Here is a 26,222-nt window from a genome sequence, read left to right as displayed (position 1 = left end):
GCAGTGGCATGGACGCCCCATGGGGCAAGGGCATAGTGTTCAGCTTGCGAAGGGCCGCGCGCGGCGCGCCGCAGCAATCCAGGCCGGCGCCGCGCCTCTGTCCCGCACGACACCCAACACCGACACTGGAGACACGCATGTCCATCGCCCCTGTGAGCGCGCAGCACGACGCGCCGCTGCGCCGCTACGAACACCTCTATATCGACGGCGAATGGGTCAGCCCCATCGACGGCGAGCTCGTCGAAAGCATCGATCCGGCCACGGGCAAGCCGTGGGCCATCGCGCCGATGGGCGGCCGCGCCGACATCGACCGCGCCGTGGCAGCCGCGCGCGCCGCGTTCAATGGTCCGTGGCGGCGCATGCCGGGCCACGAGCGAGCGGCGCTGCTGCGCCGTTTCGCCGACCTGTTCAGCGCGGCGATTCCCGAGCTCGCCGTCATCGAATCGCGCGACAACGGCAATCTCGTGCGCGAGCATCGCGCGAGCCTCACGGCGCAGGTTCAGTGGTATCAATGGTTCGCCTCGCTCGCGGACAAGGCGCAAGGCACGACGATCCCCATCGACGACAGCGTGCACGCCTTCACCACGCGCGTGCCCGTGGGCGTGGTGGGCGCGATCATTCCGTGGAATGCGCCGCTGCTCGCGACCTGCCTGAAGATCGGCGCCGCGCTCGCGGCCGGTTGCACGGTCGTGGTCAAGGCCGCCGAGCAGACACCCGTCTCGGCGCTGGAGCTCGCCCGCTTGATGCACGAGGCCGGCGTCCCGCGCGGCGTGTTCAACGTGGTGCCCGGCTTCGGCCGCACGGCCGGCGCGCATCTCGTCCAGCATCCCGACGTCAACAAGATTTCGTTCACGGGCTCGACCCAGACCGCGAAGCACATGGTCCGCGACGGCGCCGACAATCTCAAGCGCTTCACCTTCGAGCTGGGCGGCAAGGCCCCGCACATCCTCTTCGCCGACGCCGATCTCGACAACGCGATCAACGCGGCAACGGCGTCCGCGTGGCGGCTCACGGGGCAAAGCTGTGCGCTGGGCTCGCGCGTGCTGGTCGAGCGGCCCATCTACGAGCGCGTGGTCGAGGCGTTCCGCTCGCGCGCGCGTGCGGTGCGCGTGGGCCTGCCTTCCGTCGACACGAATCATATGGGCCCGCAGGCGCACGAGGACCAGTTGAACAAGACGCTCTCGTACATCGGGTTCGGCAAGGAGGATGGCGCGGAACTCATCGCGGGCGGGCATCGCATCGCGACGCCCGAGCTCGCCGCTGGATACTTCGTAGAACCAACCGTCTTCGCGGGCGTGAACAATAGCATGCGCATCGCGCGCGACGAGATCTTCGGGCCGGTGGCCTCGCTGATTCCGTTCGATGGCGAGGACGAGGCCATCGCGCTCGCGAACGACACGCCCTATGGCCTCACCGCGGGCCTGTGGACGCGCGACGTGGGACGCGCCCACCGCGTCTCGAACCGCATCGAAGCCGGCATGGTCTGGGTCAACACCTACTCGTTCCTGCGCTGGTCCACACCCTATGGCGGGTTCAAGACGAGCGGCTGGGGCCGCGAGAACGGTATCGATGCGCTCGACCCGTACCTCGAGACCCGCACCACTGTCATCAGCACAACCGGGCAGTTCCCGAATCTTTACGCAAGCTGAGCGCATCGGGCGGCGGTGGCGCAGAACATGCGGACGCTGCTGTCGCCACCGAAGCCTCTAACCCGAGCGGCTCTTTCCCCAGCGGCGCGATCGTCCCCTTGTCGATCGAATACCAGCGCTGGCAAATCAGGTCCGCGAACTTCGCGTTCTGCTCGGCGATCAGCATGGCCATGCCGTCCGCGCGCAGCTTGTCGATCGCCTTCGCGAGCCGCAGCACCACCACGGGCGCGAGCCCTTCGCTGGGCTCGTCGAGCAGCAGCAGGCGCGGCTCGAGCATCAGCGCGCGCGCGATCGCGACCATCTGGCGCTCGCCGCCGGAGAGTTTCCCCGCATAGCGCAGCCGCAGCTTGTGCAGCTCGGGGAAAAGATCGAACACGCCTTCGAGCTGGCCAGGCGCGGGCGTCTTCACGCCGATGGTCAGGTTCTCGGCCACCGTGAGCGAGCGGAACAGGCGCCCGCCGCTGGGCACGAGCGCGAGACCCGCCGCCACGCGCTTGCTCGGCGAGAGCGTGGCGATATCGACGCCGTCCAGCGCGATGCGCCCCGCGCTCGGCATCACGAGTCCCGCGACCGACGAGATGAAGGTCGTCTTGCCCGCGCCGTTGCGCCCGATCAGCCCGACCACCTCGCCGTGCCCCACCGTAATCGCGCCGTCGCGTATCACCTTCACGCGGCCGTAGCCCGCGTCGAGTCCTGCAACGCGCAGCGCTTCGTCAGATCGCTTCTCCAAAATAGGCCTCCTTCACGCGCTCGTCCGAGCGCACCGCGTCCGGCGTGCCGTCGATCAGCACGCTCCCGGCCACCAGCACCATCACGCGGGTTGCAAACGAAAATACGATATCCATGTCGTGCTCGACGAACACCATCGGCATCTTTTCTTGCGCGGCAATCGCGTAGATCAGGCTCAGGCAGTCGCGCGACTCATCGCGTCCCATGCCGGCCGTCGGCTCGTCGAGCAGCAGGAGCCGCGGGCCCGTCGAGAGCGCCACGGCCAGTTCGAGCTTGCGCTGGTCGCCATACGAAAGCTCGCCGGACAGCACCTCGCGCTTGCCCGCGAGGCCCACCTTTTCGAGCAGGACGTTCGCTTCGTCGCGGCTCGTGCGCGTGGCCGGCCGCAACAGATTCCATGCACGCCCCTGCGCCAGCATCAGCCCGATCTGCACGTTTTCTAGCGCCGTGTAGCCGGGAAACACGCTGCTCACCTGAAACGAGCGGCCGATGCCGTGCTTCGCGCGCCGCCACGGCGGCTGCCGCGTGACGGGCGCGCCGAACACGCGCACCTGGCCGCTATCGGGCAGCTTGCGTCCGGTGAGCAGGTCGAACAGCGTGCTCTTGCCCGCGCCGTTGGGACCGATGATCGCCACGGCCTCGGCCGGGCCGATGGAAAACGACACGCCGTTGACGGCCGTGAAGCCCCCAAACGACTTGACGAGGTTCGACGCTTCGAGCGCCAGTTCGACACGAGCGTTCATGGCTGCCCCTCCACGCCGCGCTGCGACGAAGCCGCCGCGCCCGCCACACAGCGTCGCGCCCGCAGCGGCGCGGCCAGCAGCGCGGCGAGCTTCGGCGCAATGCCTTCAGGAAACACCAGCGCGCAAAAAATCACGAGCGCGCCAACCACGAGGTCCGCATTCGACGAATGGACCTGCACGTAGGCGCGCGGAATCTCCAGCACCAGCGTGCCGAGCACGGGCCCGAGAAAGACCGAGCGGCCGCCCAGCGCGATCATCATGAGCAGCATCGCGCTCGTGACCCACGAAAACAGATGGGGATCGACACTGCCCTCCACGCCCGCCAACACGGCGCCGAACAGCGCGCCGAACGCGCCCGCGATCACGAAGGCGGCCAGCTCGAAGCGCTTGGGATTGCCGCCCAGCGACGCGACGCGGTCGGCATTGTCGCGCACGGCGCCGAGCATCGCACCGAACGGCGACGAAGTGATCTTCAGGAGTACGAGACAGGCCGCGACGGTCACGAGCGCCGCGAAGCGGAACTGCGCCGCTCCGCTGCCAAGCCAGTCGGGCAACGTCACGCCTACGAGCCCGTCGTCGCCGCCCGTGAGGTTGTAGCTCGACACGACGAACACGAAGGCGACCTGGCCGATGGCCAGCGTGAGCAGGCCGAAGAACAGATGGCGCGCGCGCAGCGAAATCAGCGCGCTCAGCAACGAAACCGGCACGGAGAGGACGAGCGCGAGCGCCACGCCGCTCCAGTACGACAAGCCATAGCGTATTGTTGCGATCGCAACGACATAGGCGCCCAGCCCGAAGAACAGACCCTGCCCAAGCGAGAGCAGGCCCGTGGTGCCCACCAGCAGATTCAGGCTCATCGCCGTGCCGGCCAGGATCACGAGGCGCGTCGCTTCGGGCAGGTACGCCGCTGCAATCGCCGCCGGGACCACATAAGGGAGCAGACATAGCGCGCCGGCCGCGAGCAACGCCGCCAGAACGGTCTTTGCGGTGCACTGCTTCATGGTCACGCTCTCCCGGCTATCGTGCGCAAGCCCGTGGGCTTGAGCACCAGAACGACGACCATCACGGCGAAGATCACGATCTCGCTGCCGTGGTCGAGCACCATCGTCGACAGCGCCTCGGCCACGCCGATCAGCAGCGCCGCCGCGAGCGTGCCCCAGATCGCCCCGAGACCGCCCACGACGATCACCGCGAACGCGATCACGACGATCTGCACGTCCATGCCGGTGTTGATCGCGCCGCGCGGCACGGCCACGACGCCCGCGATGCCGGCCAGCAGCGCGGCCACGCCCATCACCACGGTGCGCAGACGCTTGACGTCCACGCCCACCGCTTCGAGCATCTGCGGGTCGTCCACTGCCGCGCGGATCAGGCGCCCCGTGCGGCTTTTCGCGAGCAGCAGCCACAGGAACACGGCGACCGCGACCGTCACGGCCAGCACCGCGAGCTGATAGCTGGCGAGCCGAACGCTGCCGAATGCGACGAAGCCCGATAGTTGCGCGGGCACCGGCATCGAAAGCGGCTCGGTGCCGAACACGATGCGCGCGACGTTATTCAGCAGCAGCATGAGCCCAAACGACACGAGCAGTTGCCCCCACATCCCCGAGGCATAGACGCGGCGAAACAGCGACACCTCGAGCGCCGAGGCGAACAACGCGACGGCCACGGGCACGGCGAAGATCGCGACGACGAAACCCACGCCCGGACCCAGCAGCCGGATGCAGGTTGCGCCGGCGAACGCCGCGAGCATGAAAAACGAGCCATGCGCGAGATTGACGACGCCCATCGCACCCCAGAGCAGCGTGAGCCCCGAGGCGACAAGAAAATACAGGCCGCCATTCGCGACGCCGGCCAGGAGCTGCGCTCCCAGTAATTGCCAGTTCATTGAACGTACTCCTCCAGATCTCCATGTGGCGGCCCGCTCCGGCTGGGTGTTGGTATGTATGCCGGTGCGCCGCGTTTTTATTGCTCCGTTCACCACTCAACGATTCGTGCGCGCCTCCTGCTCCAGCCGCTCGCGATGCTCGGGATGCGCGATGGCGATCATGCGCGGGACGCGTTGCGCGAGCGACAGACCGCGCAGATCGGCCACGCCGTATTCGGTGACGATCACGCAGGCGTCGCTGCGCGGCACGGTCACGGGCCCCGAGACACGCGCGACGATGCGGCTGTGCGCGCCCGCCCTCGAAGGCAGCGCGACGATCGGCACGCCGCCCGCACTCGACTGCGCCGCGCGCAGAAAATCGCCGACGCCGCCCACGGCTCCCACATAGGTGCCCGCGACCATCTCCGCGTTCACCTGGCCGGTCAGGTCGACTTCCACCGCCGAGTTGATCGCGACGAAGCGCTCGATCCGGCCCAGCACCGCGGGGTTGTGCGTGTATTCGGTGCCGCGCAGTTCGAGCGCGGCGTTACGGTGTGCGAACCGTCGTATCCGTTGCGAGCCGACGATGACACCGCCCACCGTGATGCCCGCATCGATCGTCTTGCGCGCATTGGTCACGACACCGGCTTCGCAGAGCGCCGCGAAGCCATCGCCGATGCTGCCCGTATGCACGCCAAGATCGCGCCGGTCGTGCAGTTGCGCGAGCACGGCGTCGGGAATCGCGCCGATCCCCGTCTGCAGCGTCGCCCCATCTTCCACGAGCGTGGCGACGTTCCGGCCGATGGCCTGCTCGATCTCGCCCGGCGCGGAAGCGGGCGCGTCCGCGAACGGCGTATCGGATTGCACGAGCAGATCGATATCGGACGCCTGGAGCCACGGGCCGCCGTAGGTCCACGGCACCTCGGGATGCACCTCCGCAATGATCGTGCGCGCATGCTTGACCGCTTCGACGAGATATTCGCGGGCGAGGCCGAGGCTGTAGCGCCCCTGTTCGTCGGGTGGCGAAACCTGCAGCATCACGACGTCAATACGCAACGCGCCGCTGCCGATCAGCGCCGGCAACTGCGAGTAATGCGCGGGCAGAATGTCGAGCAAGCCCGCGCGCGCGAGCTTGCGATTCGCGCCGCTGCCGCAGTATGCGAGGAAGTCGAATGCGTCGGCGTGCTCGGGCTCGAGCACGTCGGCCAGCCCGATGCCGAGAAACAGCCGAATGCGCCGCAGCCGCTCGCGCTGCGCGACCAGCGCGCGCATGAGCGTGACCGGCTCGGCATGGGACTGCCCCCACATCACCGTGTCGCCGGGACGGATCAGGCCGGAAAGATCGGGAACGTGACTTGTAGAGTCCGGAGCGCTAACCGTTTCCGTGGCGTCCAGGGGCGGGAATTCTTCGTGTTTCATGCAAGCAGGGAATGAGGGGTGAAGTGCGGTGGCGGGAAGCGCCAATTACAAAGGACTCCGACTCATTGAAGCCGGTCCCGCGCGATTTTCTGGAGCATTGCATCATCGGCCCAGGCGAGCGTCAATGCGGCGCCGATAGTCGTTCCGTACTCCGCACTGTACGGAACATCGCGCGCATCACACGGCGCGCATCGTCAGCCGTTGCGGCAACGGCGGGAAGACGCGCCACGCGCCATCGTCATGGCGGAAGAAGCAGATGGCGATCTCGCCGCACGGCGTGCGCGCCTCCACTCGAACACAGCGGCCACGCGCCGCGTGGCGTAACGGGCGAACCCGGAACGGCACCGCATGGCTGGGCATCAGCCAGCGCTCCACGACCTCGCGCAACGACACTCGAACCGTTTCCATCTACCTCTCCCTGCTCTCCACTACCCTGCCACGACTGCGGGTTCGTCCATGGGTTCATCGTGCGATTGGCGGGCCGCCAGCGTCAACGCTGTCCGCGCTGCCGTTCCGTACTTTGAACGGAACGGCAGCACCATGCCGGCGCGCTCAGACGTCGGCGTACGACATGCGCGACGGCGCCGCCTCCTGAATCTGCGTGACGACCACAGCCGCGAGCACCGCGGGCACTGCGAACGCGTAGAAGTTCCATTGCGGCCCCAGTTTCGCGCCGATGACCCAGCTCCCCACCATCGGCCCGAGAATCGAGCCGATCCGTCCGAGGCCCTGCGCGATGCCGATGGCCGAGGCCCGGCACGATGCGGGAAACCAGGCGGCGATATAGCCATAGCTGAGCGTGGTGGAGCCGATGGAGCCCAGCCCGGCGCCGAACACGCCGAGCATCAGCCACCCATAGGCGGGCTTCTGGCTCAGCAACAGTAAAGACAACGCGCAGACGAGAAAGAACGGAATGAGGACCTTCTTCGATCCCAGGCGATCGGCAAGCCATGCGCCGAACAGATTGCCCGAGACCGCGCCGAACTGCATCACCAGCAGGAACTGCAGCGCGGAGCCCAGCGGATAGCCGGCCTTGCGCATCAGGAGCGGCAACCAGACATTGAGACCGTAGACAACCAGTTGCACGCAGAAGGCCATCAGCGCGAACAGCAGCACCGCGCCGCGCCACTCCACCGACATCATGAGCCGCAAGCCCCGCACGCGCGGCGTGGCAGGATGCGATTCATGCCCATGCTGCTGTTCCTGCAAGACGTGATCGAAGTCGACGGCATAGCGGGACGCCAACGCGCGCGCCTCGTCCATGCGGCCGCGATCGACGAGGTAATTGACGGACTCGGGCAAGAGGAAATACATCGCGGGCAGGATCAGCACGTAGAGCGCGCCCGCCGCGTAGAGCACGCGCCATCCATGGCTTTCCAGCAGCGCGATGGCGAGCAGCGCGCAGAGCACGCCGCCGAACGAATAGCCGGTTAGCGTGAGCGCGTTGTAAAGCTGCCGGCGATTGCTGGGCGCATACTCGACGCACAGCGCCACGGAAGACGGCACCACGCCTCCCAACCCCACGCCGGTCGCGAAGCGCGCCACGCCGAACGCGAACGGCGAATGCGCGAGCGCGCAGAACAGCGCGCCCACGGAAAACCACAGCACCCCCAGCATGATGAGCCGGCGGCGGCCGATACGGTCCGCGAGCGGCCCCGCGCCCACGAGGCCCACCATCAGCCCCGCCAGCGTCCAGCTGCCGATCATGCCGACGCCGTTCGCATCGAGCCCCCAGCCCGGTTCCGCGAGCAGACGCGGAACGGTCGCGCCATAGACGATAAGATCGTAGCCGTCCACCGCGATGGTCATGAAGCACAGTAGCACTACTAATAAACTTCTTCGGGTTTGTGCAGACGAATCGTTCACGTTGTCTCCTTGCCGCTCACGGGCACGCTGGCCGTGCGGCTTTAATGGTTGTGGAATTGAAAGGGGTGACGGAGTTGCAGGGGTACAGGCCGCCCCACTATAGGGAGACGAAATGGCCCGACCAAGTGACGGATTTCGAAGCGGGGTTTTCCAGATTCCGAATCGCGCGCCGCAAGCGCGCGCAGCCTTAAAAGCCGCAAAAGCCGGCTAGAACTATCGATCGGTCAACTGTGCAACGAACGCCCTGGCGGCCGCGCTCAGCGGCTCGCCGCGCTTCGTCCCGATGCAGAGGCGGCGCAGCGCCCAGGGCTCGTCTAGCGCCACCGTGGCCAGCTTGCCGACGTCCTCGGTGAGCAGCATGCTTTCGGGCTGGATCGTCACGCCCAGCCCCGCCTTGACGAGACTACGCGCGGCCTCGATAGTGCTTACCCTGTATTTGACGCGCAATTCGCTGCCGAGCAGGGCGGCGGCATTGCGCAACTGCGTCATCATCGAGGTATGCGGCGCAATGCCGATCAGGTTCTCTTCGAGCAAGTCACGCGTGGTCACGCTCGCGCGCCCGGCCAGCGCATGGGTACGCGGCACCACGGCCACGAGCCGGTCGGTGCGGAACTCGACGATATCGAGCGCTTCGCTGCGAATGTCGTCGGTAGCGTAAAACATGGCCAGATCGGCTTTGCCGGACGCCGCGGCGCTCACGACATGGGCGTTCGCATCTTCCTGCAGCTCGATTTCGACGAGCGGAAAGTCGCGCGCGAATTCGGCGATCTCGCGCGCGAGAAACTGCACGATGATCGTGCTGGTGCTGCCGATGACGACGTGGCCGCGCACGCCCTCCGAGAATTCGGCCATCTCGCGGCGCATGACATCCAGGTTCGCGAACAGCAGACGGACGTGACGCGCGAGCACCTCGCCGGCGGGCGTCGCGATCATGCCGCCCGGCAGGCGGTCGAACAGATCGACGCCCGCGACTTCTTCCAGTTCCTGCAGGCGCCGGGTGGCCGCCGACGGCGTGATGTTCTCCCGCAGCGCCGCGCGGCGCATCTGCTGCTCCTCCACCACCGTGAGAAACAGCCTCAGCGTAAACAGATCGACGCGGCGCGTCAGGTTGTTGAGACTCAACACGGTCATGGTGACGCTCCGTTCTCACCGTCCGGCGCGCGGGTTGGCCGGATGCGCTCACGAGACTATGCCGCGCTTCGGCGGCCGTCAATGGCGCGTGGCGCAAGCCACCATCACATCGTGACCATTCAGATCGCCTGCTGCGCTTCTAGCTCGCCAATGTCCGCTTCGCTCATACCGAGCCATTCGCGCAGGACCTCTCCATTATGTTCGCCGAGCCGGGGCGGCAGCTTCGCCTCGGGTTCCGCGACATCGGACATCTTGACCGGATTGCCCGCGACCTGAATCGCGCCCCAAACCGGATCGTCGAGCGTCATCAGCATCCTGCGCGCGGCAACGTGCGGACACTCGAACAGATCGGGCACGTCGTTGACGGTCGAGCACGGCACGCCGGCCGCGCGCAAGGCCTCGAGCGCGGCGTCGCGCGTCTTGTCGCCGAGCCACGCGTCGATCTCAAGATTGAGCGCATCGACGTGACGCTTGCGCGCCATGCCGTCCTCGAAACGCGGGTCGTCGATCAGCGCCGGCCGGCCGATCGCAACGGCGAAGCGCTTCCAGATATGTTCGCCAAGCACGGCGATGACGATATAGCCGTCCCGCGCGCGGTAGGTGCCGAACGGCGCCGTCACCGCATGCACGCCGGGCGGCGAGGTGCGCTTCGTTGCCGAGTACATGGCAATCGAGATCTCGTTGAGCATCAGCGAGGCATCGTACATCGCGATGTCGACCTTCTTGCCCTTGCCCGTCCGTTCGCGATGCAGCAACGCCAGCACGACGCCATAGAGCGCGAGTACGCCGCATTCGATATCGGCGAGCGAAAAGCCCAGGTAGGTGGGCCGGTCGCCGCTTCGCTCGGGCCGGTACATCAGCCCGCTCATCGCCTGCCCGACGATGTCGAACGCCGGAAAGTCGCCGAACGGGCCCGGCGCGATATCGTCGTGGCCGAAACCCGAGATGGCCCCATAAATCAGGCGCGGATTGAGTGCGCTCAGTTCCGCATAGCCGAGCCCCAGCCTGTCCATCACGTTCGGCCGCAGGTTCTCGATCACCACGTCGGCCTCGCCCGCGAGCGCCTTGAAGATGCGCTTGCCCTCCGCGTGCTTGAGATCGAGCGTGACGCTCTTCTTGTTGCGGTTGGTTCGCAGGAACGCGAGGCCGCTGGGCTTGCCGTCCACGCCGGGCTTGACGGGACTCGTGCTGCGCGAGAAGTCGCCGCCCTCGCGCGTTTCGATCTTCACGACTTCGGCGCCGGCATCGGCGAGCCACATCGTCGCGAACGGCGCGGCGATGAAATTCTCGACCGCCAGCACGCGTATGCCCGCCAGCGGGCGCTCAACGCGCGGATCGTGGGATGCGGCTTCCATGTCTTCTCCTCGGCAATTCGTGCACGGTCTTATCCGGGTCGGGGCCGTGACTGCCAACGAATGCTAGGGGCGCCCGCGCGCGCCTTCAATTGCCGATTCGCCAAAGCGGCGTTGCAGTTTCGCGAACCGCGCGGGTGTTCGCGAGCGATCAATCTCCGCTTCACGAAAAGGCAATCGCCTTTGCCGGAATCCGTTCGTACTATGGATTCTGGAGACACGCGGCGGCCCTCCCCGGGTCACCCGTTCTGGCTTGCTCACGATCTAGAGGCGATGACAAATGAACAGTCTTGAAGGAAAAGTCGCGATCGTCACCGGCGGCACCGGTGGCATCGGCAAAGGCATCGCCGCGCAGCTCGCTGCGCGCGGCGCGACGGTGGTGATCAGCGGGAGAAGCGCGGAGAAAGCCGCCGCCGTGCTCGACGAATTGCGCGCGAGCGGCGCGACGGCGGACTTCGTCGCGGGCGACGTGCGCTCGAAGGCCGACATGGAGACGCTGGCCGCGCAAACCGCGCGCCGCTATGGCGGCATCGACATCGTCGTCGCGAACGCGGGCGGCAACGACGACGAGGCGCGCTCGCCCGAAGTGCGCGGCCCCTTTGCGAACATCGACCTCGCGCGCGTTGCCGCAGTCGTGGCCGAGAACACGCTCGCGAAGCTGCTGCCCGTGCAGGCCGCGCTGCCCTGGCTGCAAAGGCGCGGCTCGGGCAGCGTCGTCTTCGTGACCTCCGAGGGTGGCCGCGTGCCGACGCCGGGGCAAACCGCCGTCTCGACCTTCGCGGGCGGCCTGATCCGTGCGAGCAAGGTCATTGCGCGCGAGCTGGCGCGCGAGAAGATCCGCGTGAATTGCGTCTGCGTGACCGTCGTGCGCGACAGCCCCTCATGGGAAGCGGTCTTCGGCGAAGACAGCCGGGTTTCTGAGCATCATCGCAAGCAGTACCAAAAGATTATCGCGGGCTGCCCACTCGGCGTCGCCGCGCCCGCCGATATCGGCCAGGTGGTGGCCTTCCTCGCGTCCGACGACTCGGCCTACCTCACGGGCGCGACGCTCAGCCCCACAGGCGGGCTGACTATCCACTGATTACGGGCGGCGCGCTGGCCTGCTTCTTCGAATAATCGAAGGCCAGCGCGCGCCTGCGCTTGCGGCTAGAACTTGTGAAGGATGCCCACGCCGCCGCCCACCGTCGTGCCGGGCGGCCCTTGCAGCGCGCCGTCCACGTCGAGACCGAGCGTGGAGCGGCCACGGTTGTTGGTCACGCCCACCTGCGCGTACAACGACGTGCGCCGCGACAGCGAATACTGCGTGCCCAACGCGACCAGCAGCCCGTGCGTGCTCGAGTCATGCGGGTCGCGCAAGTACCAGACACCCGAATTAATGTTGAGCGCCGGCGTCGCGTAGTAACTGAAGCCGAGGTTCCAGACGTCGTGATCGCCGCCGCCCACCAGACCGTTGAGCGTGGTCATCGGGGCCTTGTAGTTGGTGAACGAACCCTTCACCGTAAAGGACGAGATGGTGTAGCCAATGCCAAAGGTCTTCGCAATGAGCGGCACCTCGAACAGCGTATTGTTCAACGACGTCTCGTTGCCGGCGCTCGCGTCGTAGACGGCCGCGTTGACCAGCAGCCCCGCGCCCTCGAACTTCAGGCTCGCGGAATACTGGCGCCCCGCGTTGAAATCTCCGGGCACGCCGCCGAGCGCATACAGGAGGCTCGCGGTAAGCCCTGCCACCTTCGGCGAGGTATAGCTGATCGCGTTGGAAACGAAGGTGCCCGTGAAGGTATTGTTGGCGTAGACCGAGATGTTGCTGCCGAACTGCGCCATGCTGCGCGGGTCGCTCTCATAGAGCGCGAGAATGAACGGCGAGAACTGCAAGCCTGCTTTCAACTCGCCGACGTTGCTCGCGAGCGAGATCCACGCCTGGCGGCCGAACAGGCCGCCGTTGGTGTTGTCGAAGCCGCCATTGGAAAGGCTGATCCCGCTTTCCAGCTTGAATTTCACCTTCATGCCGGCGCCCAGATCTTCCTGCCCGCTCAAACCGAACACGGACGGCTCCATCCCGCTGCTGATCATTTCGAACTGCTTGCCGCCGTTCTGCCCGGTGGCCGCGTTGTACGACTTGTTCGTGAAGATCAGGCCCGCATCGAGCACGCCGTACAACGTCACGCTCGACTGCGCCCACACGGTGACCGGCAACGCCGACACCGCCACCAGAACGGCCATTCGCTTGACTGCGAACCTGAATACGCCGGACGAACTCATGTCTGTCTCCTTGATATCAATATCGTTTTGTTCTTTTCGTGAACGCCATGGCATGGGGAAATCCCTCGCCCGGGATGCTTCCGGTTTCCATGGGCATCGCTCCAAACCCGCTGTACGGGAGCACAAGCCATTTCAGTCTGGTATCGGACCTCCAGTCGAATCGCGCGAGAAAGCCCGCATCGCAAGCTTTCCGTAATTTCAAATAAAATAGGATGTCTAATCAAATAATCTGGGAAACCCGCGGGCTTTCGCGGCTACCGCCTTGGCGGACAGGAATCCGAAAATTTCTGGTCCGCGTCGTTTCCGCCGATTAGAGCAACCGGAAACGGGAGGGTCAACGACGCCCTTCGAAACGTTCCGTACTTCGGGGAATCGGCGGCGGCCCGCTCAGGGAAATGGAAAAGAAGGGCTCGCCGCGCGCGCGGAAGTTTGAATATTCGACATCGAGTGGGTTACGATCGCGCCATCGTGACGCCCGGTTAGCGGCGTCATCCCGCACCCATATCGTTGCGTATTGTTGCGGCCAGGGAAAACGCGAACACGCGCCGCAAGGCAGGCCCGCACCGAACGTAGGCAGAGTCGCCCATGGATCCGCTTTCCGATGTTCTTGCATTGCTTAAACCGCGCAGCCAGCTCTTCGCGGCGTTCGACACCGCGGGCGCATGGTCATTCTCTTTTCCACCCTATGACGGCATCAAGTTCGCGGCCGTGCTGCAAGGCGGATGCTGGGGCGTCGTCACCGGAATGAACGAGCCCGTGCGACTCGAAGAAGGCGACTGCTTCTTGCTGAACAGTGGCCGCGAGATCGTGCTCTCGTCGGATCTGTCGCTCGCGCCGCAAGATTCGTCGCTGATCCTCGACGTGATCGAGCGCGACGGCATCGCGGTTCACAACGGCGGAGGCGAGGTGCTGCTGATCGGCGGCTTCTTCACGTTTTCCAGCGAACACGCGGCCCTGCTGCTCGATGCGCTGCCGCCGTTCACCAATCCGCCGAGCACGTCGAAGCAGGCCGACGTGCTGCGCTGGTGCCTCGATCAGTTGAGAGCGGAACTGCGCGACCCGATGCCCGGCGGCGCGCTGGCGTCGAACCATCTGCTGCATCTGATGCTCGTGCAGGTGCTGCGGCTGCATATGACCGCGTCGTCGGCACAGTCTCCATCGGGATGGCTCACCGGCCTCTCCGATCGCCGGATCCGCGCCGCGATCTGCGCGATGCACGCGGACCCGACCCGTCACTGGTCGCTGGAGGAACTGGCGCGTATCGCCGGATTGTCGCGGACCGTGTTTGCCCAGCGCTTCAAGCGCCTCGTCGGTGAAACCACCATGAGCTATTTGATGCGCTGGCGCATGCTGATAGCCACCCATCGCCTTCGTCACAGCGAGGAAAGCATTACCTCGATTGCCTTCGCGCTCGGCTACGAGTCCGAAAGCGCGTTCTGCACGGCGTTCAAGCGGGCCATGTCGTGTTCGCCGACCCAGTATCGGCGGCGCGCCTCAGCGACAGCGGAAACGACCTCGTAAATCCGTACGCTCGATAAGCAAAACCGCACTCGATCGAAATACCGTCTCCCGCCCACGCACTAATATCCGGTCACATCGGGTCCCGTCACCGAAACGGGATGCCATCGGCCATATACAAAACAACGGGCGCTCGCCTGTTCATCCCCAGGAGACGACATGAACCATCCCAACGAACTATCTGCCCATCTGACCGAGTCCGCAGGCCTGAATACCGAAGCGATGCCCGTTTCGCTCTATACCGATCCGGCGCAGTACGAGATCGAGCGCGAACGGATCTTCCGCCGCGCGTGGCTGATGGTAGGCCGGATAGAGAGGATTCCGAATCGTGGCGATTTTTTCGTCAAGGAAGTCGCGGTATTGAAGGCGTCCGTCATCATCGCGCATTCGGAAGACGGCAAGATCCGCGCCTTCCACAATGTTTGCGCCCACCGCGCGAACATTGTCGAGCATCGCCCGAGCGGCAACGCGAAGCGCTTCGTGTGCCGCTACCATAGCTGGAGCTACGACAATTCGGGCGAGCTCTCGCGCGTGCCCGACGAACCCGGCTTCTTCCACCTCGACAAAAAGAAATGCGGGCTCACGCCGGTGACGGTGGAGCTTTGGGATGGCTGGATTTTCATCAACATGGCGCCCAAGCCCGAAGTCACGCTGCAGGAATTTTTGGGGCCGATGGGAGAGGCGCTCGCGGGCATCGACTATCCGGACCCGGACCACGCGCTCGTGCTGCGCGGCGAATTCAGGGCGAACTGGAAAGCCGTGGCCGAGAACTTCAGCGAGGCCTATCACATCTCGTCGATACACCCGAAGACGCTCGGGCCCGTTTACGCCGGCCCGCTCAACCCGTTCAGCAGGCCGATCAGCGCGAACGTTTATGGCGCGCACCGCTCGATGTCGACGTGGCTCAATCCGGCCGCCGCGCCGTTCGCGAATGCGAAGGTCGCGCAATGGCTTTTCACGGCCGATCATTCGGTCACCGGCACGCGCAAGGAAGGCCAAACCAATCCGATTGTCGAGCACGGCGCGATCAACCCGACCAAGAGCGATCGCTGGGCCAGCGACGTCAACTGGTTCTTCCCGAACTGGCATCTGCAGATATCGGCGAACCAGTTCTGGACGCACGAGTTCTGGCCGACCTCGGCCACCTCCACGGTCTGGGAGGCGCGCTTCTACTTCAAGAAGCCGGCGACCGTGCGCGAGCGTCTGCAGCGCGAACACTTCACGTCGCATATCACCGACACGATGCTGGAAGACCTGGGCAATATCGAAAGCATGCAGCGCGGGATGGAGTCGGGCGCGAGGTCGTTCATCCACTTCAACGAGAGCGAGATCCTGTGCCGCCACGGGCTCGAGCAGGTCGTCAAGTGGTCGGCGGCGACGAGCGCGAGGGATGCACTGGCCTGAGCGAGACGAAGCGGGCGCGCGGCGGCGCCCGCTGTGTCATCGCAGGATGGCCTTGCGCTCGGGGTCGTACAAGGGCCGGTCGTGGCGGCGGGCCGCATGGCGCTCGCCACAGATCTCGACGGTGAACTCGCGATCTTCCATGTCCTCCCTCGCCAGCCATACCGCAAAAATATTCCGCCCCACCGTGAACCCATAATCCGCGCTGGTGACGCTGCCCACGACGCGGTCGCCCTGCAACAGGGCTTCCCCGCCGTACATCGGCACGTCGCCGGTCGTCGTGAACCAGCACAGCCGGCGCTTGACGCCCTCATGCCGGATTGCACGCAACGCCGCGCCGCCGACGCTATCGATCTTGCCCGCGAGCTTGTCCGCCGCGACGCAAAATCCGAGGCCAGCCTCATACGGGTTGCAATCGGTCGATATGTCGCTGCCCCAGACCAGATAATGTTTTTCGATGCGCAAGCTCGAAATGGCGCGATAGCCCACGTCGGCAATGCCATACGGCTCCCCCGCGGCTCGCAACTTGCGATAGAGGTCGAGCGCATATTCGGACGGCACATGGAGCTCCCACCCAAGCTCGCCGACATAGGTCACGCGCAGCGCACGCACCGGCGCGTAGCCAATGTCGATGTCACGCGCGCTCATATAGGGGAACGCGTGATTGTCGAGCGGCGCACTGGTGAGCTGGGCAAGCACGTCGCGCGCATGCGGCCCGCACAGGTTGATCACCGCCCATGCCGATGAGACGTCGGTGAGCGAGACGGCGCCGTATATTGCTTCGATATCCGATACATATCGCGCGAGCGTCGAGCGGTCGCGCACGCCGAGTGCGCTGCCGGTGATCAAATAGAACCGGTCGTCGGCAAGACGCGTGATGGTCACGTCGCCTTCGATGCCTCCGCGCTCGTTGAGCAACTGCGTGTAAATCACGCTGCCCGGCGGGCGGTCCATGTCCGACGAACAAACGTATTGCAACAACGGCAGCGCGCCCGGCCCCGCAATCTCGTACTTCGAAAACGAACTCATGTCGATCAGCGCGGCCCGCTCGCGCACTGCGCGATGCTCGGCCCCGCTGGCTTCGAACCATCGTCCGCGCGCGAAGCCCGGCGCATCATCGGGCGTGTACGGCGTGCTTGCGAACCAGTTGACCCGTTCGAAACCGAACTTCGTCCCGTATACCGCGCCCTGTTCTTTCAGCGCCTCGTAAAGCGGGCTGCAGCGCGCAGGCCGGCCCGCGCGATACTCGTGCCCCGGGTAGGACACCGCGTAATAGCGCGAGTAGCTTTCGATGGCGCGCTCGACCATGAATTGCTCGACCGCGTGCGGCTGTCCGAAGCGCCGCACATCGAACGGCCACAGGTCCAGGCCCGGCTCGCCGTCGATGATCCAGTTCGACATCGCCCAGCCCGCGCCGCCCGATGCCGCGATTCCCGAAGTGAAGCCGCAACAGAGGTAGAAATTGTCGTGGACCGGAGACTGCCCGATGATCGGTTCGCCATCCGCTGTGATCGGGATTGGCCCGTTAATCATGTCCCGCACGCCCAGCTCGTTGAGCACAGGAATACGTTCGGCGGCCACGAGGCCGTATTGCTCGAATCGATCGAACGCGGGTTGCAGCAGCTCCGGGCCGAAGTCGAGCGGCATCGGCCTGGCGCCGGTGCTGCCCCAAGGCACCGTGCCGTCCTCCCAGCCGCCCACGCACAGCGCGCCCGGCTCGGGCTTCACGTAGAAACGCGCGTCGGGGTCGCGCAGCGTCGGCAAGTTATCGGGGATTTTCTCGCTCTTGCCCGTGACGAGATATTGATGCTCGACCGCACAGACCGGCACACGAATGCCGGCCATCCTGGCGACATCGCGCCCCCACATGCCGGCGCAATTGATCACCACATCGGCCTCAATCTGGCCTTGATCCGTTTGCACGGCGCGCACGCGGCGGCCATCGGTATGGAGCCCCGTCACCAGAACGTTCTGGACGATCTTCACGCCCATCGCGCGTGCGCCCGCGGCATAGGCCTGGGTAAGCTGGGACGGATCGACATAGCCATCGGAGGCAATCCACGCCGCGCCCACGAGCCCGTCCGTTTGCAGCAGCGGAAACAATCGCTGCGCTTCGTCGGGCGAGATCAGCTCGACGTCGAGCCCGAACGCCTTCGCCGAGGTCGCGGCGCGGCGCAATTCGGTCCACCGGTCCGCCGACGCGGCCAGGCGCAAGCTGCCGACACCGCGCCAGCCAGTCGCCTGCCCCGTTTCCTGCTCGAGTGACCCGTAGAGTTGCGCGCCGTATTTCATCAGCTGCGTGAGATTGTTCGACGAGCGCAACTGCCCCACGAGGCCGGCCGCGTGCCACGTGGTCCCGTGCGTGAGCATCAGCCGCTCCAGCAATACGACATCGCGCCGGCCCCGCTTCGCCAGGTGCCACGCGATGCTGCATCCGATGACGCCGCCTCCGATGATGACGATTTCACTGCGCTCAGGCAGGGACATTGATAACCTCTTAGTTTGGATACCTACCTATATGACCCGAACCCGGCGCCCTTCGACCGGCATTGCCAGGCTACCCGCAGACTTCCACCAGCTCCGGCACGAGGCTGAACAGATCGCCGACGAGCCCGTAATCGGCCACGCTGAAGATCGGCGCCTCTTCGTCCTTGTTGATCGCGACGATCACCCTGGAGTCCTTCATGCCCGCGAGATGCTGGATCGCGCCCGAGATGCCGACCGCGATATAAAGTTGCGGCGCGACGATCTTGCCGGTTTGGCCCACTTGATAATCGTTGGGGACGTAACCCGCATCGACTGCCGCGCGCGAGGCACCCAGTGCGGCGTTGAGTTTGTCGGCGAGTGGCGCCAGCACCTTCGTGTAGTTCTCGCCGCTGCCGAGACCCCGGCCACCCGAGACGATGATCTTCGCGCTCGTGAGTTCCGGGCGGTCGAGCTTCGTCACTTCGTTGCCGATGAATTGCGAGAGGCCGCTGTCCGCAGCGGCTTCGATTTTTTCCACTGTTGCGTTGCCGCCTTCGGCCGCAACGGCATTGAACGCCGTGGTGCGCACGGTGATGACCTTGACGCGGTCTTGAGATTGAACCGTGGCAATCGCGTTACCCGCGTAGATCGGTCGCTCGAATGTGTCCGGCGAATCGACTGCGGTGATATCGCTGATCTGCGCGACGTCGAGCTTCGCGGCGATGCGTGGCGTCACGTTCTTGCCCGCCGCCGTGGCCGGCGCGAGGATATGCGAGTAGTTCTTCGCGATGCTGATGACCGTCGCTTCGACGTTTTCCGCGAGACCCACTTCAAGCTGTGGCGCATCGGCGAGCAGCACCTTCGAAACACCTGCGATCTTCGCCGCCGCATCGGCAGCGGCATGTGCGTTGTGACCCGCGATCAGCACATGCACCTCGCCGCCGATCTTCAGCGCGGCAGCAACCGTATTTAGCGTGGCCGCTTTAATCGACACGTTATCGTGTTCTGCAATAACCAGATTCGCCATTTCTCTCCGCTCCCTAAACCTTTAAAGCACCTTGGCTTCCGTCTTCAGCTTCTCGACCAGCGCCTTCGCGTCGGCGACCTTCACGCCGGCCGCGCGTTTAGACGGCTCCACCACCTTCAGTGTTTTCAGACGCGGTGCCAGATCCATACCCAGATCCGAGGGCTTCATCGCCTCCAGCGGCTTCTTCTTCGCCTTCATGATGTTCGGCAGCGTGACGTAGCGCGGTTCGTTCAAACGCAGATCGGTGGTTACCACAGCGGGCAATTGCAAAGAAAGCGTTTGCGCGCCGCCATCGATTTCACGCGCGACCGTGGCCTTGCCGTCGGCGATGGTGACCTTCGAAGCGAACGTCGCCTGCGGCAGACCCGCCAGAGCGGCGAGCATCTGCCCCGTCTGGTTCGAATCGTCGTCGATGGCTTGCTTGCCGAGGATCACGAGCTGCGCCTGCTCCCTGTCGAGCAACGCTTTCAGCACCTTCGCCACCGCGAGCGGCTCGACGCTTTCGCCCGACTCGACGAGGATCGCGCGATCCGCGCCCATCGCGAGCGCCGTACGCAGCGTCTCCTGCGCTTGGGCCACGCCGACCGACACAGCAACCACTTCAGTCGCCACGCCGGCCTCCTTCAAACGCACCGCTTCCTCAACCGCAATTTCGTCGAACGGATTCATCGACATCTTCACATTGTTGAGATCGACGCCAGTCCCATCGGGCAAGACACGCACCTTGATATTCGGATCGGAAACCCGCTTTACGCCTATCAGTATTTTCATCTGGAGATCCTGGTTAGCGAAACACGACGGTTCGATGTCCACTGATGATGACCCGCTGTTCGAGGTGCCATTTGACGGCGCGCGAGAGCGCCACGCATTCGGCGTCGCGCCCGGCCATCGTGAGCGATTCGGGGTCCATCGCATGATCCACGCGCTCGACCACCTGTTCGATAATCGGCCCTTCGTCGAGGTCCGTCGTCACATAGTGAGCAGTGGCGCCGATCAATTTCACGCCTCGCTCATAGGCCTGATAGTAGGGCTTGGCGCCCTTGAAGCTCGGCAAAAACGAATGGTGGATATTGATGGCTCGCCCGGCCAGTTTTTCGCAAAGATCGGGCGACAGAATCTGCATGTAGCGCGCGAGCACGACCAGATCGATGCGCTCCTGCTGCACGACCTCCCAGACCTTCGCTTCCTGCGCGCTTTTCGATTCCGCCGTTGCATTCATTAGCGGCAGATAATGAAAAGGAATGTCGTAGCTCGCGGCAAGCTGATAAAAATCCTTGTGATTGGAAACGATGGCCGGAATCTCGACATTGAGCTGGCCCGTGCGATAGCGGAACAGCAGATCGTTCAGGCAATGCCCGATTTTCGACACCATTAGCAATACGCGCGGTTTGCGCGACGCATCGGCAATTTCCCACTGCATGTCGAAGCGCTCGGCCACCTGGGCGAAGCGCGCGCGCAGGTCCGCGCTCAGAGCCGGGTCGGAGATCGTCAGCGAGAATTGCGTGCGCAGAAAGAAGCGCTGAGTGCGGGCGTCGCCAAACTGCGCCGAATCGACAATGTTCCCCCCGCACTCGAAAATCACCGACGACACCGCCTGCACGATGCCGGGCTGATCGGGGCACGAGAGTTTGATAATGTAGGTATCCGAAGGATTCGACATGGGGCGCTCCCGGCGATCAGCACTTGACGCGCTCGGAGCGCGGGTCATAAGGGGCCTTCAGGTGAACGGTGGCAGGCACCAGTTCCCCCGCGAGGTCGATCTCGTAGCGGCCGCTGCTCACGTACGCGGCATCGGCTGCACCATCGGCGCGCGTGACAAAGCCCATCGCCACCGGGCAACCGAGCGTATGGCCGAACGCCGCTGACGAGACGAATCCCACCGGCTTGCCATCGCGAAGAATCGCCTCTCCGCCCCAAAGCATGAGATCGGTGGCGCCGTCGAGCGTCAGCACTACCATGCGCCGCGTGACGGGCTCGTTGCGCGCTTTCAGCAGCGCCTCGCGGCCGCGGAACGGAATGTCCTTGTCGAGCTTGCACGCAAACGCGAGCCCCGCTTCCAACGGATTGCAATCGGGACTGAGCTCCCGGCCCCACGCCCGATAGCCCTTTTCGATACGCAGCGAATCGATCGCGTAGTAGCCGGCGTTGACGAGGCCGAACTCCGCGCCTGCTTGATGCAATGTCTCGTAGACACCCACGGCAAATTCGACCGGCACATAGAGCTCCCAGCCCAGTTCGCCGACATAGGTCAGGCGGGTCGCGCGCACGGTCGCGTAGCCGATATCCACCTCGCGGCTCTGCCCGAACGGGAACGCGGCATGACTCCAGTCCGCCTTCGAGACGCGTTGCAGCAGTTCACGCGAGCGCGGCCCCATCACGGCCAGCACGGCGTACTGTCCGGTTACGTCGACGAGCGTGCAATGGCTGTCCGCCGGAATCTGCTTTTCGATGACATCGAAATCCCGCACGGTCTGGGCGGAGCCAGTGACAATCAAATACTCGTTGCTGGCGAGACGGGTCAGCGTGAAGTCGGACTCGTAGGTGCCGCGCTCGTTGAGCATGCCGGTATAAACAGTCGTGCCCGGCGGCACGGCAACGTCGTTGGCGACGATGCGCTGGAGGACCTGCTCCGCGTCGCGCCCCTTGACCAGAAACTTCGAAAACGAGGTCATATCGAACAGCGCGACGCCTTCACGGCACGCGCGATGTTCCGCACCGCTCCAGCCCAGCCAGTTCTGCTGCCCGAATGCATAGTCGATGCGCGCCTCGGCCTTCGACGGCGCGAAGAAGTTCGCGCGCTCCCATCCCATCTTGCTGCCGAAGCACGCGCCATCTTCCGCGAGCAAGGCGTAGAGCGGCGAGCGGCGGAACGGGCGCGCGGTATCGAGCTCGCGATTCGGCCAGGGCATCGCGTAGTGCAGACCGAGCGTCTCCTTCACGCGATCGTGCAGCCAGGTATTGTTGCCGTTGAAGCGCGCGAAGCGGCGGATATCGACGGGCCACAAGTCCATCGTCGGTTCGCCGTTGACGATCCATTCGGCGAGCGCCATGCCCGCGCCCCCGGCCGACGCGATCCCCATCGAATTGAAGCCCGCGCCAACGAAGAAGCGCCGCAATTCGGGCGCCTCGCCCAGGATAAAGTTGTTGTCCGGCGTGAACGATTCCGGCCCGTTGTAGAACTGCTTGATTTGCGCCGTCTCCAATGCGGGAACGCGTTGCAGCGCGTTTTCCATCAGGATCTGGAATTGGTCCCAGTCATCGGGCAGCAACTGGAATTCGAAGTTCTCCGGAATACCGTCCATGCCCCACGGCTTGGCATTGGGTTCGAAGCCGCCCATGACCAGCCCGCCCACTTCTTCCTTGAAATAGATGTAGCCATCCGGATCGCGCATGACGGGCAGGTCGGGATGCACGCCCGCGATGCGCTCGGTCACGATGTAATAGTGCTCGGCCGAATGCAGCGGCACGGTCACGCCACACATCTCCCCAACGGCCTTGGCCCACTGGCCAGCGCAATTGACGACGATTTCCGCCTCGATTGTGCCTTCCTCCCCCGCCTTGTTACGCCAGCTCAGGCCCGTGGCCTCGCGCCCCGTCGCCGTTTCCCGCGTATGAATCGCGCTCACGCGCGTGTTCTCGGCAATGCGCGCCCCGCCCATGCGCGCACCGCGCGCTAGCGCCTGGGTCAGATCGGTGGGGTTGGCCTTGCCGTCTCCGGGCAACCAGACGGCGCCGAGCAGATCGTCGGTGCGCATCGCCGGCCACAGTTCCCCCGCCTCCTGCGGGCCGATCACATCGCAGGTGACGCCATAGGCGCGCGCCACCGCGGCGGTCCGCTTAAGCTGCGTCATGCGCGCCGCCGTGCGCGCGACCGAGAGCGAGCCGCATTGCTTCCAGCCCGTGGCGAGACCCGTATCCGCTTCCAGCTCCGCATACAGCTTCGTCGAATAGCGAATCAGCTTCGTCATGCTTTCCTGCGCGCGCAGCTGACCCACGAGTCCCGCCGCGTGCCACGTCGTGCCGCACGACAGTTGCCCCTGCTCGAGCAGCACGACGTCGGACCAGCCCGCTTTGGTCAGGTGATAAGCGACGGAACAGCCGATGATCCCACCGCCGATGATGACGACCCGGGCGTGTTGAGGAATGGTGGACATAAGTGAGTTCACGATACGGTTAGGTTGACAGGCGATCCCATATCCTCATCTTGCAACACAATCCCACATAAATCAACATAAACACACTTATAGCCACACAAATCCCTTCCCACCCCTCACATCCCCTTATCCGAATGGCTATTTATGTTGGATCGCAGTGGAATCTCCCCCGTTTTTGTTACACTCCGGCCATACCAGCCATCCCTGCGAGTCATCATGTTTTCCGCCCAACGGCAAGCTGAAATTCTGCGCATCGTGCGGGCGAAGCAGACCTGCACGATTTCCGAACTGGCCGACACCTTCTCCGTTTCCGACGAAACGATCCGCCGCAACATCGGGCCGTTGATTGCCGAAGGTCTGCTCACCAAGGTCCACGGCGGCGTCATGCAGCCGGACCGCGACCGCATCGACGAAGCGCCGTTTCAACGGCGCATGCTCGACAACCAGCTCGCCAAGCGGGCGATAGCCGCGTGCGTTGCCGAGCTGGTCGAGGACGGCGACTCGCTCATGCTCGACGGCGGCAGCACCTGCGTCCATATTGCCGAGGCGCTCAGAACGCACGCGCGCCTGACCGTGGTCACCAACTCCACGGAAATCGGCAGAATGCTCGCGCCGTGCAACGACAATCGCGTGTTCATGGCGGGCGGCGCGCTTCGCCCGGACGATTCCTCGGCAGTCGATGAAAGCGCGCTGGCGTTCATTCGTCAGTTCCATGTGCGCTATGCGATAGCGTCGGTGACGGCCGTCGATGCCCAGGGCCGCTTCATGGATTCGCTGCCCGCGGACGCCGCGCTTTCTCTCGCCATGTTCGCGCAGGCGGAACAGCGCGTCGTGGTGGCGGACCAGACCAAGTTCGGGCACAGCGCTCTCGTCCACGCATTCGGACCCGAAGGGGTCGACGTCCTGATTACCGATAAAACGCCCACGCCATCCCTCGTCCAGATCTTCGCGGCAGCAGGGCTCGAAGTCCGCTATCCGGTGACGAATGCCGCGCGGCCGGGCCGATCCGCGGCCACGATCTGAGCCGCCCGCGATCCGGGCGGCCCACTAATAAACCATACGAAACCTCGCTCGTCACTCATCCTGAGCGTGGTTTTATTTGGATATTTGACTGATTGTGTTGGATATCCTAGAGTGCAATCCATGCAGTGACACGGCGCCGGATTCGGCCGCATGGAGACACTCGATGACCGGTTCCACGCCGTACCCGCAGGCTGCGCTCGATTCCCACGATCCGCCTGCGCTCACGCCCGACCCGCACGCTGCCGGGCGCGATTCGTGGAATACATTTCAAGTTTGGGGTTGCCCCGAGAAGGGCCGCTCGCCGCGTCACGCTCCTTGCGAATACGTCGAGTATTCGCAGCGTCGCAGTCCTCGCGAGCGGCCCTTCTCGGGGCAACGCATGTACGTTTCACATGTAAACAGACCCTTGCATCCTCACCTCCCCCTCGCGTGGATTGGCGCGCTCGCCGCGCGATACGGCAAGGGCTACAAGAAAGGATCGGTATGAAGACCCAACTGATAATCGCGGCAGCCTGCGCGCTCAGCCTTGCGACGGCCTCGGTGCAGGCGCAGTCCAATGTCGTGACGGTCTACGCGGCGGATGGCCTCCACGACGGCTCGCCGAGCTGGTTCGGCAATCAATTCGAGGCCTTTACGAAAGCAACGGGCGTGAAGGTCCAATACATCGAGGCCGGTTCGAGCGGCGTGGTCGACCGCCTCGTCAAGGAAAAGGCCAACGTGCAGGCAGACGTCCTGGTGACGCTGCCCCCCTTCATGCAGAAGGCCGCGGCCACGGGCATGCTGCAGCCCTACGTGCCGGCCGGCGCCGACAAGATCGCCGCGCGCGACCGGGATCCGAAGGGCCTCTACATCGCGATGGTCTACGACTATCCCTCCTTCGTCTATAACTCAGCAATCCTGAAGAATCCCCCCAAAACCTACGCGGACCTGCTCGCCCCGCAGTTCAAGCAGAAGATCCAGTACTCGACACCGGGACAGGCCGGCGACGGCACGGCGCTGATGCTGCAGGTCTTCCACGCCTATGGAAGCAAGCAGGCGGGGTTCGACTATTTACACAAGTTGCAGGTGAACAACCTCGGGCCGTCCCCGTCGACGGGCAAGCTCACTTCGCTGGTCAACAAGGGCGAGCTCTATGTCGCCAACGGCGACATCCAGATGAATCTCCTGCAATTGCACGACAACCCGAATGTGCGCATGTTCTTCCCCGCGGGGCCGGACGGCAAGCGCGCCACGTTCTCGCTGCCCTACTACATTGGCCTCGTCTCGGGTGCGCCGCATAGCGCCAACGGCAAGAAGCTCATCGACTTCCTGCTGAGCGCCCCGGCGCAGCAGGAAGTCAGCAAGCTCGCCTTCGGCTTGCCCGCCCGCACCGACGTGCACCCGACCGACAGCAATTTCCGCGCGGCGACCGCGGTACTGGAGGGCGTCGATATCTGGCAGCCCGACTGGAACCAGGTGCTCCAGGATCTGCAAGCGGACATCGCTGCGTATAACCGGGCGATTTCGAGCGAGTGATTGAAACGCGCTGACCCTGGACGACGAGGAGGCTTGCCTCGGCATGCCTCCTCGTGACGGGTCGCGGGTGGAAAGCGGCTAGCTCGTAGCAGAGCGCTTCAAGTCA

At 64.7% G+C, this 26,222-nt stretch carries 21 protein-coding genes; 6 read left to right on the top strand and 15 right to left on the bottom strand.

Annotated elements, in window-relative coordinates; all coding sequences use genetic code 11:
• Positions 1-137 precede the first annotated feature (137 nt).
• Entirely contained in the window at positions 138-1,649 is a 1,512-nt protein-coding gene (locus U5775_RS34925) for an aldehyde dehydrogenase (RefSeq protein ID WP_322062692.1), read from the top strand.
• Here the strand turns inward: U5775_RS34925 and U5775_RS34920 are convergent.
• The 9 genes from U5775_RS34920 to U5775_RS34880 form a co-directional block, all read right to left on the bottom strand.
• Entirely contained in the window at positions 1,609-2,379 is a 771-nt protein-coding gene (locus tag U5775_RS34920; protein WP_322062691.1) for an ATP-binding cassette domain-containing protein, read from the bottom strand. The two genes, U5775_RS34925 and U5775_RS34920, sit on opposite strands and share 41 nt — an antisense overlap.
• Positions 2,363-3,121 carry an ABC transporter ATP-binding protein gene (locus U5775_RS34915; RefSeq protein WP_322062690.1) on the bottom strand — a complete coding sequence of 253 codons (759 nt, stop codon included), beginning with the start codon at positions 3,119-3,121 and terminating at the stop codon, positions 2,363-2,365. The genes U5775_RS34920 and U5775_RS34915 overlap by 17 nt, the downstream gene beginning before the upstream one ends.
• Positions 3,118-4,122, bottom strand: coding sequence for a branched-chain amino acid ABC transporter permease (locus U5775_RS34910; protein WP_322062689.1), 1,005 nt, complete (start codon positions 4,120-4,122; stop codon positions 3,118-3,120). The genes U5775_RS34915 and U5775_RS34910 overlap by 4 nt, the downstream gene beginning before the upstream one ends.
• A 2-nt stretch (positions 4,123-4,124) precedes the next feature.
• The gene (locus tag U5775_RS34905) at positions 4,125-5,006 is read right to left on the bottom strand and encodes a branched-chain amino acid ABC transporter permease (protein ID WP_322062688.1); all 882 of its coding nucleotides are present in this window, start codon (positions 5,004-5,006) and stop codon (positions 4,125-4,127) included.
• Between the two features lie 96 nt (positions 5,007-5,102).
• Positions 5,103-6,293 (bottom strand): acetyl-CoA hydrolase/transferase family protein, encoded by a 1,191-nt coding sequence (locus U5775_RS34900; protein ID WP_322062710.1) that lies wholly within the window; start codon positions 6,291-6,293, stop codon positions 5,103-5,105.
• Positions 6,294-6,581: 288 nt separating this feature from the next.
• Positions 6,582-6,812, bottom strand: a complete 231-nt coding sequence (locus U5775_RS34895) for a hypothetical protein (protein ID WP_322062687.1) — start codon at positions 6,810-6,812, stop codon at positions 6,582-6,584.
• A gap of 144 nt (positions 6,813-6,956) precedes the next feature.
• Positions 6,957-8,270 (bottom strand): aromatic acid/H+ symport family MFS transporter, encoded by a 1,314-nt coding sequence (locus U5775_RS34890; RefSeq protein ID WP_322062686.1) that lies wholly within the window; start codon positions 8,268-8,270, stop codon positions 6,957-6,959.
• 213 nt (positions 8,271-8,483) lie between these two features.
• The gene (locus tag U5775_RS34885; protein ID WP_322062685.1) at positions 8,484-9,401 is read right to left on the bottom strand and encodes a LysR family transcriptional regulator; all 918 of its coding nucleotides are present in this window, start codon (positions 9,399-9,401) and stop codon (positions 8,484-8,486) included.
• Between the two features lie 119 nt (positions 9,402-9,520).
• Complete coding sequence (locus tag U5775_RS34880; protein WP_322062684.1) at positions 9,521-10,756, bottom strand: CoA transferase; 1,236 nt, start codon at positions 10,754-10,756, stop codon at positions 9,521-9,523.
• 277 nt (positions 10,757-11,033) lie between these two features.
• Here U5775_RS34880 and U5775_RS34875 point away from each other — a divergent pair, with 277 nt between their 5' ends.
• Positions 11,034-11,834 (top strand): SDR family NAD(P)-dependent oxidoreductase, encoded by an 801-nt coding sequence (locus U5775_RS34875; RefSeq protein WP_322062683.1) that lies wholly within the window; start codon positions 11,034-11,036, stop codon positions 11,832-11,834.
• Between the two features lie 65 nt (positions 11,835-11,899).
• Here the strand turns inward: U5775_RS34875 and U5775_RS34870 are convergent, their stop codons facing one another.
• On the bottom strand, positions 11,900-13,012 hold the full coding sequence (locus tag U5775_RS34870) for a porin (protein WP_322062682.1): 1,113 nt from the start codon (positions 13,010-13,012) through the stop codon (positions 11,900-11,902).
• 585 nt (positions 13,013-13,597) lie between these two features.
• On the opposite strand from U5775_RS34870, the gene U5775_RS34865 reads away from it, so the two are divergent.
• Positions 13,598-14,533: an AraC family transcriptional regulator gene (locus U5775_RS34865; protein WP_322062681.1), complete on the top strand. Its 936-nt coding sequence runs from the start codon at positions 13,598-13,600 to the stop codon at positions 14,531-14,533.
• A gap of 156 nt (positions 14,534-14,689) precedes the next feature.
• Positions 14,690-15,934, top strand: coding sequence for an aromatic ring-hydroxylating dioxygenase subunit alpha (locus U5775_RS34860; protein ID WP_322062680.1), 1,245 nt, complete (start codon positions 14,690-14,692; stop codon positions 15,932-15,934).
• Positions 15,935-15,970: 36 nt separating this feature from the next.
• Here the strand turns inward: U5775_RS34860 and U5775_RS34855 are convergent, their stop codons facing one another.
• The 5 genes from U5775_RS34855 to U5775_RS34835 all read right to left on the bottom strand — a co-directional run bounded on the left by U5775_RS34855 (position 15,971) and on the right by U5775_RS34835 (position 23,578).
• Positions 15,971-18,418 carry an FAD-dependent oxidoreductase gene (locus U5775_RS34855; protein ID WP_322062679.1) on the bottom strand — a complete coding sequence of 816 codons (2,448 nt, stop codon included), beginning with the start codon at positions 18,416-18,418 and terminating at the stop codon, positions 15,971-15,973.
• A gap of 70 nt (positions 18,419-18,488) precedes the next feature.
• Positions 18,489-19,424 (bottom strand): electron transfer flavoprotein subunit alpha/FixB family protein, encoded by a 936-nt coding sequence (locus U5775_RS34850; protein ID WP_322062678.1) that lies wholly within the window; start codon positions 19,422-19,424, stop codon positions 18,489-18,491.
• A gap of 21 nt (positions 19,425-19,445) precedes the next feature.
• A complete protein-coding gene (locus tag U5775_RS34845; RefSeq protein WP_322062677.1) occupies positions 19,446-20,195 on the bottom strand; it encodes an electron transfer flavoprotein subunit beta/FixA family protein in 750 nt (249 codons plus the stop codon).
• A 13-nt stretch (positions 20,196-20,208) separates the two neighbouring features.
• Positions 20,209-21,084, bottom strand: coding sequence for a formyltetrahydrofolate deformylase (gene purU / locus U5775_RS34840; protein WP_322062676.1), 876 nt, complete (start codon positions 21,082-21,084; stop codon positions 20,209-20,211).
• Positions 21,085-21,100: 16 nt separating this feature from the next.
• Positions 21,101-23,578 (bottom strand): FAD-dependent oxidoreductase, encoded by a 2,478-nt coding sequence (locus tag U5775_RS34835; protein WP_322062675.1) that lies wholly within the window; start codon positions 23,576-23,578, stop codon positions 21,101-21,103.
• 216 nt (positions 23,579-23,794) lie between these two features.
• On the opposite strand from U5775_RS34835, the gene U5775_RS34830 reads away from it, so the two are divergent.
• Both U5775_RS34830 and U5775_RS34825 read left to right on the top strand, forming a co-directional pair.
• A complete protein-coding gene (locus U5775_RS34830) occupies positions 23,795-24,601 on the top strand; it encodes a DeoR/GlpR family DNA-binding transcription regulator (RefSeq protein WP_322062674.1) in 807 nt (268 codons plus the stop codon).
• 483 nt (positions 24,602-25,084) lie between these two features.
• Complete coding sequence (locus tag U5775_RS34825) at positions 25,085-26,116, top strand: 2-aminoethylphosphonate ABC transporter substrate-binding protein (RefSeq protein WP_322062673.1); 1,032 nt, start codon at positions 25,085-25,087, stop codon at positions 26,114-26,116.
• Positions 26,117-26,222: the final 106 nt, after the last annotated feature.

Source organism: Paraburkholderia sp. J63 (assembly GCF_905220245.1).
Taxonomy (GTDB): Bacteria; Pseudomonadota; Gammaproteobacteria; order Burkholderiales; family Burkholderiaceae; genus Paraburkholderia.
The sequence above is the reverse complement of the archived record's forward strand: the minus strand, read 5'-3'. Positions and strand labels throughout refer to the sequence as shown.